Consider the following 17,162-nt stretch of genomic DNA (forward strand, 5'->3'; position numbering starts at 1 on the left):
GGCATTTTCCCGGACTGAATAAAATGATGAAGTTATTCCGGGACAATTCCTAAGCGCTTTTCTGTGATTCAAAGGCAGCACTGATTAATTCTCGCGTATAGGCTTTTGCAGGTTGGTTAAAAATCTGTTGGGTATTTCCCTGCTCAATAATCTCGCCCCCCTGCATGACGATAATTCGATGACTCATTGCCTTGACCACGGCAAGGTCATGGCTGATAAAAATGTAACTGAGGTGGTATTTTTTCTGCAGGTTGCGCAGTAAATCGATGATCTGGGACTGGACGGTTCTGTCCAGGGCAGATGTTGGTTCGTCCAGCACCATCAGCCCGGGTTTCAGCACCAGGGCCCTGGCAATGGCGATACGCTGGCGCTGGCCACCGGAGAACTCATGGGGATAACGGTGGCGACAGGCTGGGTCAAGGCCCACATCATCCAATGCAGCAATGATCTGTTCATCACGATTGGCTTCAGTGGCCAGTTTATGAATATCCAGACCTTCTCCGACAATATCCGCAACGGTCATGCGTGGGCTCAAACTGCCAAAGGGGTCTTGAAACACGATCTGCATTTCCCGTCGCAATGGCCTGAACTGGTTCTGGTTCATGGTGTCGATACGGGTATCTTCAAACCTGATCTGGCCTTCGGAGGTCTGCAGTTTCAACAGTGCCAGGCCCAGGGTTGTTTTTCCGGAACCGGACTCACCCACAATGCCCAGGGTTTCACCCCGGTGAATGGTGAGCGATAAATCAGTGACAGCCTTCACATGGCCCACGGTTTTCTTGAACAAGCCTTTTTTGATCGGGAACCAGACTTTGATCTTTTCCCCAGTCACCAGGGGTGTCGGTTGTCCGTTCAGTGGTTCAGGCTCCCCGGCCGGTTCGGCATTGAGCAGGTCGATGGTGTAAGGGTGTTGGGGCGCGGTGAACACAGACTCCGTGAATCCCTGTTCAACAATCTCACCGTTTTTCATCACGCAGATGCGATTCGAAACGTGACGTATCAGGTTCAGGTCATGGCTGATAAACACAATGGCCATACCCAGTTTCTGCTGCAGGTCTGCCAGCAGACTGAGAATTTGCCGTTGCACGGTCACATCCAGGGCAGTGGTTGGTTCATCGGCAATCAGCAGTGTGGGTTCACAGGCGAGGGCCATGGCAATCATTGCCCGTTGTCGCTGGCCACCGGACAGCTCATGGGGGTAGGCCTTCAAACGGTTGCTGGCATCACGGATACCCACCAGTTCCAGCAGTTCCAGTGTTTTTGCCGTTGCTTCATTGCTTTGCAGGCCAAGGTGTATGGCCAGCACTTCGCCTATCTGCTGTTCAATGGTATGCAGCGGATTGAGTGCCGTCATTGGCTCCTGAAAGATCATACTGATCTTGTGCCCGCGAATTTTGCGCATGTGTGATTTGGATAATTTAAGCAGGGCCTCATTGGCAAAAGCGATCTCTCCAGAGCAATGGGTATTTTGTGGGAGCAGCTGCAGGATGCTCAGGGCAGTAATGGATTTGCCGGATCCGGACTCGCCGACCAGGCCAACGGTTTCTCCGGCATTCACAGAGAATGAAACCCCTTTAACGGCATCAACACGGTGATCACCCTGTTGAAAAGTAATTCTGAGGTCGTTAATTGCCAATAATGGATTGTCCATAACGGTTCGATTCTCCAGTCAGCGCTGTTCAGATTGAGTAGTATTTTCTCGGATCCAGCGCATCCCGGCACGCTTCACCGATAAACACCAGTAATGTCAGCATCATTGACATGACCAGAAATGCGGTAATACCCAGCCAGGGTGCCTGAAGGTTGTTTTTGCCCTGGGCAATCAACTCCCCAAGGGAAGGGGATCCCGCGGGCAGGCCGAAACCCAGAAAATCAAGGGAGGTCAGGGTGGTAATGGCCCCGGTCAGAATAAATGGCATAAACGTGACGGTGGCAATCATGGCATTGGGTAAAATATGGCGGAACATCAGGCGCCCATTGGTCATCCCCAGGGCCCTGGCGGCCCGAACATACTCCAGGTTTCTGCCCCGGAGAAACTCGGCACGCACCACATCCACCAGTGCCATCCACTGGAATAACAGCATGATACCCAGCAGCCACCAGAACCCCGGCTCGACGAAACTGGCCAGAATGATCAACAGGTAGAGATTGGGCATACCTGACCAGATTTCAATAAACCGCTGCCCGAACAAATCGATCTTACCGCCGTAAAAGCCCTGCAGGGCACCCACCGCAACACCGATGATGGTGCTGAAAAAGGTCAGTGCCAAACCGAAAAGTACCGAAATACGAAAGCCGTAAATCACCCGTGCCAGCACGTCACGGCCCTGGTCATCGGTGCCCAGCCAGTTGTCCGGGGAAGGGTGGGCGGGGGCAATACGGGCGTAATTGATGGTGTCGTAACTGTAGCGAATGGGCGGCCAGAGCATCCATCCTTTGGGCTCGATCAGCTCTTTGGCAAACGCCTGTCGGTAGTCCATCTCCAGTTCAAACTCACCGCCAAAGGTGGTTTCCGGATAGGTGACCAGGGTCGGGAAATAGGGGCTGCCGTCAAACCAGAGTAACAGCGGCTTATCGTTGGCCACCACCTCTGCCAGCAGGGTAATCACAAAGAGGATGCTGAATAGCCAGAGTGAAATATAGCCCCGGCGATTCTGCTTGAAATTCTGCCAGCGACGCTGGTTGAGCGGGTTAAGTTTGAATCTTGTCATTCTACGTCAGTCCCTGGATTCGAAGTCAATACGGGGGTCAACGACGACATAGGTAAGATCGCCGAGGAGTTTGATCAGCATGCCCAGCAGAGTGAAGATATAAAGAGAGCCAAAAACCACGGGGTAATCCCGGTTGATGGCGGCTTCATAGCCAAGCAGGCCGAGCCCATCCAGGGAGAAAATGATTTCAATCAGCAATGAGCTGGTAAACAGGATGCCAATTAATGCTGCAGGAAAGCCGGAAATCACCAGCAACATGGCATTACGGAAGATATGGCCATACAGGACCTTATGGTCATCCAGCCCTTTGGCCCTTGCGGTTTGCACATACTGTTTATGGATTTCATCCAGGAATGAATTCTTGGTCAACATGGTGAGCGTGGCAAAACCACTGATGACCATGCAAATGATGGGAAGGACCATATGCCAGACATAGTCCCGGATCTGGCCCAACAGAGTTAATTCGTCGAAGTTGTCCGATACCAGCCCTCGCAGTGGGAAGATATTCCAGTAACTGCCCCCGGCAAACAGCACGATTAACAGAATGGCCAGCAGAAAGCTTGGAATCGCATAACCCGTGGTAATCACCGCACTGGACCAGATATCGAACCGGCTGCCGTGTTGCAATGCCTTGCGAATACCCAGGGGAATGGAGATCAGGTAGATAATCAGGGTACTCCAGAGGCCCAGTGAAATAGAGACCGGCAGCTTCTCCTTAATCAGGTCGACCACTTTGGCATCGCGAAAAAACGAGTCGCCAAAATCAAGGGTAAGGTAGTTTTTGATCATCTGCACAAACCGTTCAGGGGCTGGCTTGTCAAAGCCGTACAGTTGCTCGATATCTTTGATCAGTTCCGGGTCAAGGCCTCTGCGTCCGCGGTATTCGCCACTCTCATCCAGACTCATCTGCTGAATTTCGGCATTACCGGAGCCTCCGATTCGGCTGATGGCATTGACTTCGAACCCTTCAAGTTTGGCAATCATCTGCTCCACCGGGCCACCGGGGGCTGCCTGAATGATCACAAAGTTGACCAGCATAATCCCGAACAGGGTCGGGATCATCAGGGCAAGTCGTCGCAAAATGTAGCTGCTCATGGAGAGTTCCTGTTATGGGCTCGCATTGGCAATGGGTTCGTAATTAACGGTTCTTTCTACGGCGATAAATCCAGACAGGAATAAGGCCCAGCAGGATCAGTCCTGAGTATAACCATGCATTGTCGTTTTCAGCGTTACCCTGTTGCGCTTTGGCATCGCCACTATTCCGTGACTGATTGGCTGCCTTCGTTGCTTCCGACTGACTGTCGATCCACCAGGTGTAGATATCGGTACTGTACAAAGGTTCTGATTCTGGCCTGACCAACTTGCTGGAGTAGGCGATTCGATCGTAAGGGTAGTACCATTGGGGAATCATATACTCTCCCCACAGCAGCACCCGGTCCAGCGCTTTTACGGCGGTGGTCAGCTCTTCCCGGCTGTCGGCATTAATCACCTGGTCAATCATGGCATCCACCACCGGATCTTTGATTCCCATGTAGTTACGGCTGCCTTTGGTCTCTGCCGCTTTACTGCCCCAGAAACCGGTCTGCTCATTACCCGGAGAGGCCGATTGACCGTAGCCGACAACGATCATGTCGTAGTCAAAGTCCCGAATACGGTTGATGTATTGGGAGGTATCAACGGTGCGGATATTGAGTTCAATCCCCATTTGTTCAAGATTTTTCTTGAAAGGCAGCGCCACCCGTTCAAGAGAGGGTTGGGCGAGCAGTAACTCAACCTCCAGGGGTTGACCATTGCTATCCACCAGTTTGTTGTTCTCAAGGCGCCAGCCTGCTTTTTTCAGCAGCCTGAGTGCTTTTCTCAGTTGCGGCCGGATGTTGCCGGAACCCTTGGTTACCGGAACGCTATAGGGACTGGTAAAGAGTTCGGCCGGTAATTGTTTGCGCCATGGCTCAAGGAGTTTCAGTTCATCACCCTCAGGAATGCCGGTGGCCTCCATGCCTGAATTGCCAAAATAGCTCCTGGAACGGATGTAGCTGTCATGGAACAGGTTGCGATTCAGCCATTCGAAATCCATGGCATAGCCCATGGCTTTGCGTACCAGAGGGTCCTGGAAAAAGTCCCGTCGCAGGTTGAAGGCAAAACCCTGGATAGGCGCAGGGTTGCGGGTAGGGATGGTGGCCAGAATCAGTTCGCCGTTATGAACCGCGGGTACGTCATAGGCAGTGGCCCAGTTTTTGGCCACATTTTCATAGCGCAGGTCATATTCGCCAGCTTTCAGCGCCTGAAGGGCAACTTGCTCATCCCGATAGTAGTCGTAGCTGATCTCATCGAAATTATAACGGCCCCGGTTAACGGGTAAATCTTTTGCCCAGTAATCCTTGACCCGCTGATAGGCAATACTCCGGCCACCATCCACGCTCTTTACCTGGTAGGGACCGCTGCCCAGGGGAATTTTCAGTGAGGCAGACGAAAAATCATTGTCTTCCTGCTCCCAGTGATGTTTGGGGAGAACGGGCAACTCTGACAGGATAAAAGGCAGTTCAGGGTTATTGGTATGTTTGAATGTGAATTTGACCCGGCGATCGGCAAGCACGGTGATGGTGTCCACATCGGCATAGTAACTGCGGTAGAAAGGGTGTCCCTGACGGGTCAGCAGCTCAAAGGTGTATTTTACATCATGGGCGGTGATGGGTCTGCCATCATGGAAACGGGCGTCGGGGTTCAGGTTGAAGGTAATGCTGCTGTTATCAGGGGCTCTTTCGGCGGATTCGGCCACCAGTGGATAGAGAGAGAAAGGCTCATCACGGCTTTGGGTCATTAATGTGTCATAAATAAGCCCGATACCGGTAACGGGCGTTCCTTTGTTGGTGTATGGGTTGAGGCTGTCAAAGGTACCACTGGCCGCCATACGAACACTGCCGCCTTTAGGGGCATCCGGATTGACATAATCAAAGTGGGTAAAGGGTTTGTCCGGGCTGCCATATTTCGCGTCTCCGTGCAGCACCAGAGATGTTTTAGGGATAATGCCCTGCCGCGGGTCGGGTGTATTTCCGGGGGAGATGGCTGGTGACAGGCTGGAGTATGAGAGAGTCATCCCAAGGGTCAGCGCTGCAAGGGTAAGATAATCAGAATTTTTGACCATCATAAGCAACCGTTAGTGTTTAAAAATCTCTGGGCAGTCTTGTTTATAAGCAATTGGTCTAATATAGACTTAATCATGTCTGGTTGTTAAGTACCAGTCATGCTTTTGTCAGTATGTATCGCACGGTTGGACTTTATCAAAACTCCCGCCACCACGTACTCAAGCCATTGTCAAAGGGAGGGGCAATCTCAGGGTGTCGCAATCCCGGCCGGTAAACCATCGGCCAATAGGGCAGATACCATTGCGGAATCACTGCATAGTGCCAGAGTACAATTCGATCGATGGCTCGGGTGTAAAGAACCAGCTCTTCACGGGTGGTTGCCATGATGGCTTGATCGATCATCCGATCCAGCGACTGAAGTTTAATGCCCGAAAGGTTTTGTCCCGCGTCACTGTCGGCGCTGGCGCTACTCCAGAAATTTTTCAATTCAGTACCGGGGGTGATGCTTGGGTAAAAGCCGTGAATGATCATATCAAAATCAAACTTGCGGATACGATTGATGTACCTGGAAGCGTCTACGGTATTGATGCTGGCAGAAATACCCAGTTCAGCGAGATTGTGGACAAATGGCATAACAAAGCGCTCATGTTCAGGGTCAGTCAGCAGCATTTCAAACGTCAGTGGTTGACCCAGGGGATCAACAAGCCGTTTGTTTTGGTAGCGATAACCCGCTGCTTTCAGCCATTGGAAGGCCAGTGTCTTGTTTCTTCGCCAGTTGCCGGAACCGTCTGTCTGTACGGGCTCCCAGCGGTGGGTAAACAGCTCATCAGGCAGCTCGTCCTGCCAGGGTGCCAGTAATGCGGTCTCCTGGTCAGACGGTGGCAGATCAGCGGCCAGGTCCGAGTTGGGAAAAAGGCTATAGGCCTGATGGTACATCCCAAAAAAAAGGTGTTGATTCATCCAGTTAAAATCAAGCGCCTGTGCTATGGCTTTTCTGACCTTGCGGCTGGCAAACACGGGCTTTCTCAGGTTGAAAACAAACGCTCTCATGCCGAGACTCTTGTTCGCTATTTTTTCCTGGATGAATGTTGTCTTGCCTGTTTTTGTTGATTTATACGCTTGGGACCAGCTTCGGGGGTTGGCATCAATGCGCAGGTCGTATTCCCCTTTTTTAAACGCCTCAAGGGCGATGCCATCATCCCGGTAGTAGTCGGTTCTGATGAGATCAAAATTATGTCGCCCTTTGTTTACCGCCAGCTCAGCAGCCCAATAATCCGTAACCCGTTCATAGGTGACAAAACGTCCGGGGCTGAATTCTTTGATCCGGTAAGGTCCACTGGACAGTGGCGGCTTCAGGGTCGCCTTGAAAAGATCATGGTCCGGCTGTTGCCAGTAGTGTGCTGGCAGCACCCTGAGTTGAGAGAGTCGAAGAATCAGACTTTTGGCCGGTGGCTCAGAAAAACGGAAACGGACTGACGTAGGAGAGAGTGCCTCAACTGTTTCAATGATCCCGTAGAGGTGCCGGTAGTGAGGTGGTCCTTTTTTTTGCAGTGATTGGAAGGTATAGACAACATCTTCTGACGTGATGGGGTGTCCATCATGGAACCGGGCATGGGGGTTCAGGTGGTATATAACCCATCGGAAATCATCCGGGTACTCAATTTGCCGGGCGATCAGGCCATAAACTGAATAGGGTTCATCACCGGCCCTGACCATCAATGGGTCATAAAGAAAGTAGCTGTCCTCCGCCACGATACCTTTTGGGGCAAAAGTATTAAATGTATCAAAGCTGCCGGAAACGCCTTTTCTCAGGCTGCCGCCTTTGGGGGCATGGGGGTTGGCATAGCCAAAGTGGGTAAAATTTTCTGGATACAGCAGCGAGTTATGAAAGCTCAGGCCATGGGCGATGGTCGAATTGTTAGCCGTCGGGTCTGCACCAGCAAACACAGCGTAAATCAGACTGATAAAAAAAATCCATGTTTCAAATAGTCAGTCAAGTGACGAGTTCCTTTCAGTTAATATCCATTTTTTGGTACCACCAGGTACTCAAATCCAGTGCATAGGGGGCCGGGTTTTTCGGGTACTTCAGCTGCTTTTTATGGATTATCAGCCAGTGGGGCTGGTACCACAGTGGCAGTACATAGTGATTCCAGAGAATGATTCTGTCCATGGATTTGATCAGCGTGAGCAGTTCTTTCCGAGAGTTGGACCGGGGTATTTTTTCCGTCAGCCGATCAATGGATTTAAGTTTGACACCGGCAATATTTCTGGAACCGTGCTGGTCAACAGTCGCTGAACCCCATAGGCTGGCCTGTTCTGTGCCGGGTGAGGGTGTGTGGGGAAAGGTGTGCAAAACCATATCAAAGTCCTGGTTTCTGACTCTTTCCACATATTGGGCAACGTCCACAGTTCTTATATTGAGCCTGATTCCCATGCTTTCCAGGATCTTTTGTACTGGAATAAATATTCGCTCCTCTTCGGCAGCGGATAACAGGATTTCAAGCTCAAGGGGTTTGCCATTGCGGTTCACCAGTTGGTTATTGTTGATGGCCCAGCCGCTTTGTTTTAACAGCGACAGCGCTTTTCTCTTGCGATCCCGGCGGGTCATCCCCGGCTCAGCCCCCGGTGGAATCCAGGCCTGATCCAATGCTGGTGCCGGAATGTCAGCTTTCCATGCTGCGAGCAGTGTTTTTTCCTGTTCAGCGGGTTTGCCCGAAGCCCCCAGTTCTGTCCCGGCAAAAACGCTGTCTGCCCTATGGTACATACCATGGAATAAGTGTCGGTTGATCCAGTCAAATTCAACGGCGTACCCCAGCGCTTCCCTGACCCGGGGATCGGATAGATGGGCTCTTCTGGCGTTATAGGCGATGGTCAGGGTCTGGGGGTTACGATTGCTTAAGGATGTGCGAATCAATTGATTTTTTTTCAATGATTCATCTCGAATCTGGTCATGCCAGACGCGAGGGTCGCTGATGGTCTTGAGATCGTATTCCCCTTTCTGCAGGGCTTCCAAAAGCACATGGCTGTTTCGATAATATTCGTACTGAATACGGTCAAAATTGTGCCTTCCCCGGTTAACGGGCAGATCTTTCCCCCAGTAGTTTTCGACCCTGGCAAACGTAATTGAGCGCCCGGGCTCTATTTTCACAGGGTGGTAGGGGCCGCTGCTGACAGGCACTGCCATACCCGGAGAAGAAAAGTCCCGTGTGGCCCAATAGTGTTTGGGAAGAATGGGCATTTGCCCCAGAATCAATGGCAGCTCCCGGTTATTGCTGTGTCTGAAAACAAAAAGCACCCTGTAGTTGCTGGTGACTTTTACCTGCTCGACATCCTGATAGAACTGCTTATAAAACGTTGACCCTTTATCCCGGAGCAGATCAAAACTGAACTTGACATCATGGGCGGTAACGGGTTGACCATCATGGAAGCGGGCCGCCGGGTTTATGGTAAAGGCTGCCCAGGTATTATCCGGGGCCAGTTCAATACCCTCGGCAATCAGGCCGTATTTGGTCAGGGGCTCATCCCGGGACCTGGCCAGTAGCGTGTCGTACATCAGATGACTGCCAGCCGCTGCTGTGCCACGGTCAATATAGGGAACAAGGCTGTCAAAATGACCGGTAACGCCTTGTTTAAGCTCACCGCCTTTGGGCGCCTCGGGATTAACATAGTTAAAATGCGTAAAGCTCTCAGGATACCGGGGCTCACCGTAAAGACTGATGGCGTGTCTTGACCTGCTGTTCTGATCTTCTGCTGCAGATAGCATTGGATTGATGCTGCCTAGCAAGGCACAGATGATCAGCGGTAGTGTTGGACTGTAGAGGGTAAGCCCCATAGCTGTAGTTCCGATGTCTGTGGTTAAAGGCTTATTGACTTTCCCTGTTGTTTTGTTCGGCCCACCAGGTATTCAGACTAAAGCCATAAGGCGGAAAGCTTTCCGGATGTTTCAGGTGATGCCACCAGGCGATTCGATGGCTATTTCCATGCCAGTTGAGTATCCCATAATGCTGCCATAATAGAACCCGGTTCAGTGCCGATGTGGCGGTTTCCAGTTGGTGTTTGCCGGTGGCAGCAATGATCTGGTCAATCAGGGCGTCAACTGCCGGGTCTTCAAGCCCCATCAAGCTTCTGCCATCCTGGTGTTTGACACTTGCTGAGTGGAAAAAGTCCAGCAGTTCTTCACCGGGGAACTGTGGTAAAGGGTAAATGTACTGAACCATATCGAACTCATGGTGTTTCAGTCGTTGGTAATATTGGGCCAGATCCATTCGCTGGAGAGTGACGGCTATGCCAATTTTTTTCAGGTTTTGTATCAATGGAAATACGATGCGTTCAAACTGAGAATCGTTTTCGTGGATAAATACCAGCTTCATGGGCTGCTTCGTTAGGGTGTTGACCAGCTTGTCTTGCTGTAATTCCCATCCCGCCTGCCTGAGCAGGCTCAATGCCTGCTTTTGGTGTTCTTTGATATTCCCGTCGCCTGTTGTTGTTGGAAAAGTGAAGGGTTGGGTGAACAGCGCCGGTGGCAGTGTTGCTGAAAATGGTTGCAGCAATTGAGCCTCCCCGTTAGAAGGGGAGGTGAGGGGTATATGTGGGAAGTAGCTTTGGGTTCTGGTATAGGCGTTATGAAATATCGCCCTGGAAATCCAGTTCCAATCAAACATCAGGCTGATTGCCTCACGGACTCTGCGGTCCTGCAAGTATGGCTTTCTTATATTGAAAACATAGGCTCGCGCGCCGTAGGACATGGTGTGGGGGATTTCACGGCGAATGATTAAGCCATTGTTGATTGCTTCACCGTGGTAACCGGTTGCCCAGTTTTTCGATTGTACTTCGAACCAGGCATCAGTATTGCCACTTTTAAAAGACTCAAATGCTATATGAAGATCACGGTAGAAATGCAGAGAGATTTTATCGAAGTTATGTTTCCCCCGGTTTACCGGGAGGTCTTTGCCCCAGTAATCCCTGACTCTTTCCATCTCGATTAACTTGCCGGGTATTATCCGGTTTATTTGGTAGGGACCACTGGATAAGGGGGCTAGCAATGATGTTTTATGAAAATCATGATTTTGCCAGAAGTGTTCGGGAAGTACGGGCAACTCGGCAAGGTGCAGCGGCAGCATCAGTGGGTAGGGTGGTTTCAATTTGAACACTACCTGGTTGGCGGCGGGTGTTTCAATACGCTCTATATGCTGATCCATACCGCTAAAGCGCCCATAGGGCAGTGCTGTCAGTGTGTTGAAGGAAAAAATAACATCGCGGCTGGTAATGGGATGATTATCATTAAATGTCGCTTTTGGGTTAAGTTTGAATGCCAGTTGCTGGTTTTTTTTCGAGAATTTAACCGATTCAGCAATCAGGCCATAGGCAGCATACTGTTCATCCATGGGGCCATTGGCGCTGGCAGAACTGACCATCAGGGTTTCGTTCAGCTCACTGAAACCGTATTTTGCAATGGATGACAGACTGGATGGCGCTACGCCTTTACCATTGTAGGCATTCAAGGAGTCAAAGGTTCCGTGTATGGCGAGGCGCAAATGGCCACCTTTGGGCGCGTTTGTGTTGACATAATCAAAAGCGTAAAAGTCGGCAGGGTACTTCGGAGCGTCGAACAGGGTCAGGGCGTGCTGCCAGGGTGAATCATCATCCCGGGCAAACAGCGTGTTGCAGAAAAACAGCAGGAAAATAAGCAGGAAATTTTGCTTTTTGCAGGTGATCAAAAATCATAACCTTCCAGCAGAAAAGCTATCAGAATAGCATCTGCCGGGTAGGGGGGGGGGTCAGAAGCTGCGGGTGACATTGACAAATAATGTAACCTGTTGGCCGGGGTGAATGAATTTACCGCTCATATCGCTATTCCAATCCCTGATCTGGTCAACATTCACATTGAACTTTGAGGCAATTTTGGCCAGGGAGTCACCGGAACGAACTTCATAATGTACCTTTCTCACAACAGCAATTTGTGAGTCTTGCCTCTTCCAGACCACCAGTTTCTGATTAATTCGCAGGGTATCTTTGGGGGACATGTTGTTCCAACGAGCCAGCTCGTTAACACTCACATTGTACTTGCGGGCAATAGTCCAGAAGCTATCGCCAGATTTTACCAGATACTCAACTTTGTAACGGTCATTGACCAAACGATTTTGCTTTGCTGCCAGGCGTTGACTGGCACTGAGTGTGTAGCTTTCTGCCGTTTTCGCAGCTACCGGGATCATCAAGCCCTGCCCGATACGAATGAGGGTGCTGCTGAGTCTGTTGGCCTCAGTAATGACATTGACACTGGTCTGGTATTTCATGGCAATGGTACTGAGGGTGTCTCCGGAAATCACCGTGTAGCGATCCCATTTTACCCGTTGCTCCGGCGGCAGGTTGGCCAACTGAGTGCGAAACTGTTCAGCATGGGCCACGGGCACTACCAGGTGGTGAGGACCCTCCGGTGGGGTTGACCAGTGGTTTAGTCCGGGATTGAGCCGGTAGAGTACGTTCATCTCTACCCCTGACAGTTTGGCTGCCTTGGCTAAATCCAGCTGACCACTGGTATCTACCATGGCGAAATAGGGCTTATCGGGAATTTTTTGCAACTGGACACCGTGTTTGGCTGGATCTCGAATCACTTTGCCCAGGGCGATCAGTTTTGGTACATAGGCAGTGGTTTCCCCGGGAAGATCCAGTGCCCAGAAACGGGTAGATTTACCGAGCTTTTTATTTTTCCGGATGGCCCGTTGTACCCGGCTTGGGCCGGAATTAAACGCTGCCAGTGCCAGTTCCCAGTCACCAAAACGTTTGTAAAGTTTTTGCATGTAGTCCAATGCCGCACGGGTAGAATGTACCACATCCCGGCGACCGTCATACCACCAGTTCTGATCGAGGCCGTAGTGTTTACCGGTTGCTGGCATAAACTGCCAGAGCCCTGAAGCACCGGCATGGGAGTAGGCGAAAGGATCGAAGCTACTCTCCACAATAGGCATCAGTGCCAGTTCCAGGGGAACATTTCTGGCTTCGGCTTCTTTGACTATAAAATAGATATAGGGCTCTGAACGTTGGGAAATTTTGGTGAAGTATGACTTATGACTTTTATACCAGTTCAGCTCCGCCTGAATTCGAGGGTTATTCTGGTCAAGGTCCATTGCCAGTCCTGACTGAATACGAATCCAGATATCCTCTACCTCAACCGGGGCTTTGGATATGGGGGTTATCTTCTGTGGTGTTTTTACTTCCACCTGTTTCACAGAAGGCTTTGCCACAAAAGGCCTGGTTTCTTTCTTAATGGTTGACGCAGAAGATGCCAGAGAGTTACTCACCAGCTGACAACCCGTCAGAAATAGTGAAATGGCCAGCGTTGGCAGAGTCCGTCGGGGTGGGCCAAAAATCGAACGCTGGCCTGCTAAATAGGGGGCTTTGGTCATATATCGGATTCTGAGTGTTATCAGTTCATTATTTTACTGCTATCAAAAATTATCCTTCCATGCACGGATTACCCTTAGAACATCAATGGGGCTGGCACTTGAGGACGGATCCCTGTCACAGGCGGCCTGAATGACTTCCGGTTGGTCTGATCTCAGGAACGGATTGGTGTCCAGCTCCTTTCTCAGGGTTGAAGGCACAGTAGGGCGGTTTTCAGAACGTAACCCAGCAACTAGCATAACTTGTTCCTGTAGCTTCTGGTTATTTGGCTCCACCGCCCTGGCAAATGTCAAATTTGCCTGGGTGTATTCATGGGCACAGTAAATGCGAGTATTGTCAGGGAGTGAAGCCAGACGCAACAGACTGCTGTACATCTGTTCAGCCGTCCCTTCAAATAATCGGCCGCAACCGCCAACAAATAGAGTGTCTCCACAAAAAAGCGCTGGTTTTTTATCTTCGCCGGAATCGGTAAAGTAAGCAATATGGTCCAGAGTGTGACCTGGCGTGGACAGAATTTGAAACTGGCAAGCGCTGAGTTCAACCGTATCATGATCACGCACTGGGTGAGTGATGCCTGTAATCTTCTGGTTGTCTGGGCCATAAACCGGAATATTTCTGTTACTGGTCAGTTCAGTAATTCCGCCAGTATGATCAAAGTGGTGATGGGTAATGAGAATGCCCGCCAGATTGAGATCATGGCGGTTCAGTATCTGTTCAACGGGCCGGGCGTCCCCGGGGTCAACCACAAAAACATCCCGGCTATCCGGCGAATGAAACATCCAGATGTAGTTGTCATTAAATGCGGGTATCGGAGATATAATCAGCATCGCCTTGAATTTCCTTTCTTTTATGCCTGTGCTCATAATTGATGTGCTGCACCGGGCATATTAGCTTGAGCCTGTGTGGGCTATAAGGTTATCCGAGTCAAGATGTTATAGCCGACATCCGCTAATGTCATAGAATAATATTTTCTGTATAAACTCAATCATCAGGAGGTTAACATGAATATACCTGTTGATGAAAAGTGTCTGAGATGTCTGTAGATCTGGTGTGAAATCAGTAATGACTGTTTATTGGTACAATAATTTGCATGATTCGACGATTTCGGAAAAGGACCAAAAGCAGTTTCTCTGAGCGTGTCGGAGACTTGCGCTGCTGGCTGGATAGTGACTCAGGAAGATTACTGGTTGACTATGAAAAAAGCCTGTTGGAACGGGAGCTAGGTACCATCTTTGGTTTCCATGCGGGGCAATACTCTGCATCCTGGCATAAAGACCTGATGTCCAGCAGTCCGGTAAGACGACAGTTTATCCTTGGTTCCCGCTACCTTGCCGATTGCCCGCGGCCACAGGTGATGGCTGATCCCCATTACTGGCCAGTGTTACCGGGAAGTCTTGATCTGGTTCTATTGCAACACACGCTGGAAATTGCCGACAGTCCTCACCGTTTGCTCAGTGAGGCGGCCAATACCATAATACCCGATGGCAAGCTGGTCATTATTGGCTTCAACCCCTATAGCATGACAAATATTGCCCGGTGGTGTGTTCCGGGTCAGCGCCGTCTTTTAAGGGATGCGCATTTTATTTCGACATCAAGGTTGAAAGACTGGCTGGCCCTGCTTAATTTCAGTGTGGAGCGAATCGTATATGGTGGTTATATTCAACCGCTAAAACGTTTCTTTACCGGTTTGCGCGGGGATCTGATTGAAGAAAGGCTGGAACAACTCCAGCTACCGGTGGGTGGTTTTTATATGATGATTGCCACCCGTGAAACCCCGGGGCTTACCCCGGTAAGAAAGGTGTGGTCCGATGTACGCAGGCGTTTTGTTGGTCAGCCACTGACCCGCCCCAGTGCGGGTAGAGTCAGTAACGTAAAAATAAACAGAGACAGGAGTTCTTTTGAGTCAGACAGTTGAAATTTTTACCGACGGGGCCTGTAAAGGAAACCCCGGGCCTGGCGGCTGGGGGGTATTACTTCGTTACGGTAATGTAGAGAAAGAGCTTTTTGGTGGTGAGCCACAAACCACCAATAACCGGATGGAACTCATGGCTGCCATAGAAGGTCTCAAGGCTCTGAAACGGCCATGCACCATTATTCTGACGACTGACTCCCAGTATGTCCGTAAGGGAATCACCGAATGGATGACCGGTTGGAAACGGAAAAACTGGAAAACAGCGGCCGGTCAGCCCGTCAAGAACCAGGATCTCTGGCAGCTGCTGGATCAACAGAGCCAACGACACGATATCGATTGGCGCTGGATCAAGGGCCATGCGGGTCATCGGGAAAATGAAATTGCTGATCAGCTGGCCTGTAAAGGCGCGGCAGCTTACAAAAAGTAGACGGACTTGCTGGCTAATATTTGCGAACAGGTAACCCATGCGACAGATAATTCTTGATACAGAAACCACCGGTATTGACCCTAAGCAAGGGCACAGAGTTATTGAAATAGGGTGTGTAGAGATGATTGACCGGAAGCTCACCGGCAACCATTACCATGTCTATATCAACCCGAAGCGAGTGGTAGAGCAGGAAGCCATCGACGTCCACGGTATTACCAATGAGTTTCTGGCCGACAAGCCGGTGTTCAGTGCCATTGCCGATGAATTTCTCGGGTTTATCCGTGGCGCAGAGCTGGTTATTCATAACGCAGCGTTTGATGTTGGTTTTATAAACCACGAGTTTTCCCTGTTACGCCGGGGGTTTCCCAAGGTAGAAGAGTGTTGTGGTGTGCTTGATACCCTGGCACTGGCCAGGAAAAAACATCCGGGCCAGAAAAATAACCTGGATGCTTTATGCAAGCGGTACTTTATTGATAATTCTTCCCGAACCCTGCATGGCGCGTTGTTAGACTCAGAAATTCTGGCGGAAGTATACCTTGCAATGACAGGTGGGCAGAGGGCACTTTCCCTGGGAAGCAGTGAGGATGGCGCTGGTAATCCGGAAGAGGGCGGCAGTGCTATCCGGCGGCTGGCGGCTGGCAAGCCAGTGCTTCGAGTCGTCTGTGCCAGCGATACTGAGTTGGAGAACCATCAAAACAAACTGGAACAGATTCAAAAACAGTCGGGCAACTGTCTGTGGCTTGCTAACAATTAGGAGGCAGCCTTGCCACTGGATCATAATCTTAACGAAGTATTGGACGTGAACTATTCACCTTTGCCGGGCCTGCAACCGGATCTCGGTGGTCATTGCTGGTTGGTACTTTTTGCAGGGCAAGTGGTCCTTAATGACGAAAACTCCCTCTGGTACCGTCTCGATAAGTTTCAGCTGGCAATCAAACAAGAGGCGATAGTCACAGGCTATCTTCATGGCAAGGCAGCGGGGATTGTTGAACTCTCAAGTCTCACTGTTGACACTGGCACAATCAGTATCAGGACCTTACTGTCTGAGTCAGACCCAGCGGTTTACAGTTTCCTCAGTCATGGTCTGCAAATCCTGACTTCACGCAGGGAGCATGCCTTTTGTGGCTGTTGTGGTCATCAGATGCAGGCAAAAGCGGGAGAGTGGGCGATGGTTTGTGTCCAATGTGGGCACCATGCTTATCCCCGGATTTCTCCCTGCGTCATTGTCCTGGTGACCAGGGGGGATGAAATGCTGCTGGTCCGGCATCAACGCCATGGCAAAAATTCAACCATGCATACGTTGGTGGCAGGTTTCGTCGAGCCCGGAGAGAGTGCTGAAGAGGCTGTCCATAGAGAAGTGCTGGAAGAAACAGGCCTTACGTTAGGCAAACTCCATTACTGTTTTAGTCAAAGCTGGCCTTTTCCTCATTCATTAATGATGGGATTTCATGGGGAATACCAAAGCGGTGAAATTGTTCTCGAAGAAAAGGAACTCTGCTTTGGCGGCTGGTTTCATCGAGATAATCCGCCAGAGCTGCCACCGAAATTTACCATAGCCAGAAAACTGGTGGATTTATTTTTTTGATATTATCCAATCATAATTAATTTTTAAAAAAATAACTGAGATA

General features: G+C 50.4%; 13 protein-coding genes. 4 read left to right on the forward strand and 9 right to left on the reverse strand.

Annotation, left to right across the window (positions count from 1 at the left end; all coding sequences use genetic code 11):
* Positions 1-49: 49 nt before the first annotated feature.
* The 9 genes from KDK14_RS13660 to gloB all read right to left on the reverse strand — a co-directional run bounded on the left by KDK14_RS13660 (position 50) and on the right by gloB (position 14,022).
* Entirely contained in the window at positions 50-1,651 is a 1,602-nt protein-coding gene (locus KDK14_RS13660) for an ABC transporter ATP-binding protein (protein ID WP_257265721.1), read from the reverse strand.
* Positions 1,652-1,679: 28 nt separating this feature from the next.
* Positions 1,680-2,711: an ABC transporter permease gene (locus KDK14_RS13665; protein WP_257265722.1), complete on the reverse strand. Its 1,032-nt coding sequence runs from the start codon at positions 2,709-2,711 to the stop codon at positions 1,680-1,682.
* Positions 2,712-2,717: 6 nt separating this feature from the next.
* Entirely contained in the window at positions 2,718-3,806 is a 1,089-nt protein-coding gene (locus KDK14_RS13670; RefSeq protein WP_257265723.1) for a microcin C ABC transporter permease YejB, read from the reverse strand.
* Positions 3,807-3,849: 43 nt separating this feature from the next.
* Positions 3,850-5,856, reverse strand: coding sequence for an extracellular solute-binding protein (locus tag KDK14_RS13675; protein WP_257265725.1), 2,007 nt, complete (start codon positions 5,854-5,856; stop codon positions 3,850-3,852).
* A gap of 133 nt (positions 5,857-5,989) precedes the next feature.
* Positions 5,990-7,741 carry an extracellular solute-binding protein gene (locus KDK14_RS13680; RefSeq protein ID WP_257265726.1) on the reverse strand — a complete coding sequence of 584 codons (1,752 nt, stop codon included), beginning with the start codon at positions 7,739-7,741 and terminating at the stop codon, positions 5,990-5,992.
* 64 nt (positions 7,742-7,805) lie between these two features.
* Positions 7,806-9,626 carry an extracellular solute-binding protein gene (locus KDK14_RS13685; RefSeq protein WP_257265728.1) on the reverse strand — a complete coding sequence of 607 codons (1,821 nt, stop codon included), beginning with the start codon at positions 9,624-9,626 and terminating at the stop codon, positions 7,806-7,808.
* A 31-nt stretch (positions 9,627-9,657) separates the two neighbouring features.
* Positions 9,658-11,511 (reverse strand): extracellular solute-binding protein, encoded by a 1,854-nt coding sequence (locus KDK14_RS13690; RefSeq protein ID WP_257265729.1) that lies wholly within the window; start codon positions 11,509-11,511, stop codon positions 9,658-9,660.
* A gap of 60 nt (positions 11,512-11,571) precedes the next feature.
* Complete coding sequence (locus KDK14_RS13695; RefSeq protein ID WP_257265730.1) at positions 11,572-13,197, reverse strand: LysM peptidoglycan-binding domain-containing protein; 1,626 nt, start codon at positions 13,195-13,197, stop codon at positions 11,572-11,574.
* Between the two features lie 42 nt (positions 13,198-13,239).
* Positions 13,240-14,022, reverse strand: a complete 783-nt coding sequence (gene gloB, locus KDK14_RS13700; protein WP_257265731.1) for a hydroxyacylglutathione hydrolase — start codon at positions 14,020-14,022, stop codon at positions 13,240-13,242.
* Positions 14,023-14,285: 263 nt separating this feature from the next.
* Here gloB and KDK14_RS13705 point away from each other — a divergent pair, with 263 nt between their 5' ends.
* From KDK14_RS13705 to nudC, 4 genes are read left to right on the forward strand one after another with little or no spacing between them, the layout of a single operon-like run.
* Positions 14,286-15,110, forward strand: a complete 825-nt coding sequence (locus tag KDK14_RS13705) for a class I SAM-dependent methyltransferase (protein WP_257265732.1) — start codon at positions 14,286-14,288, stop codon at positions 15,108-15,110.
* Positions 15,094-15,534, forward strand: coding sequence for a ribonuclease HI (rnhA, locus tag KDK14_RS13710; RefSeq protein ID WP_257265733.1), 441 nt, complete (start codon positions 15,094-15,096; stop codon positions 15,532-15,534). Before KDK14_RS13705 ends, rnhA begins: the two co-directional genes overlap by 17 nt.
* 37 nt (positions 15,535-15,571) lie before the next feature.
* A complete protein-coding gene (gene dnaQ / locus KDK14_RS13715; RefSeq protein WP_257265734.1) occupies positions 15,572-16,288 on the forward strand; it encodes a DNA polymerase III subunit epsilon in 717 nt (238 codons plus the stop codon).
* Between the two features lie 9 nt (positions 16,289-16,297).
* Positions 16,298-17,119: an NAD(+) diphosphatase gene (gene nudC, locus KDK14_RS13720; RefSeq protein WP_257265735.1), complete on the forward strand. Its 822-nt coding sequence runs from the start codon at positions 16,298-16,300 to the stop codon at positions 17,117-17,119.
* Positions 17,120-17,162: the final 43 nt, after the last annotated feature.

The sequence above is a fragment of the Endozoicomonas sp. ONNA2 genome (genome assembly GCF_024606365.1).
In the GTDB taxonomy this organism is placed as follows: domain Bacteria; phylum Pseudomonadota; class Gammaproteobacteria; order Pseudomonadales; family Endozoicomonadaceae; genus Endozoicomonas.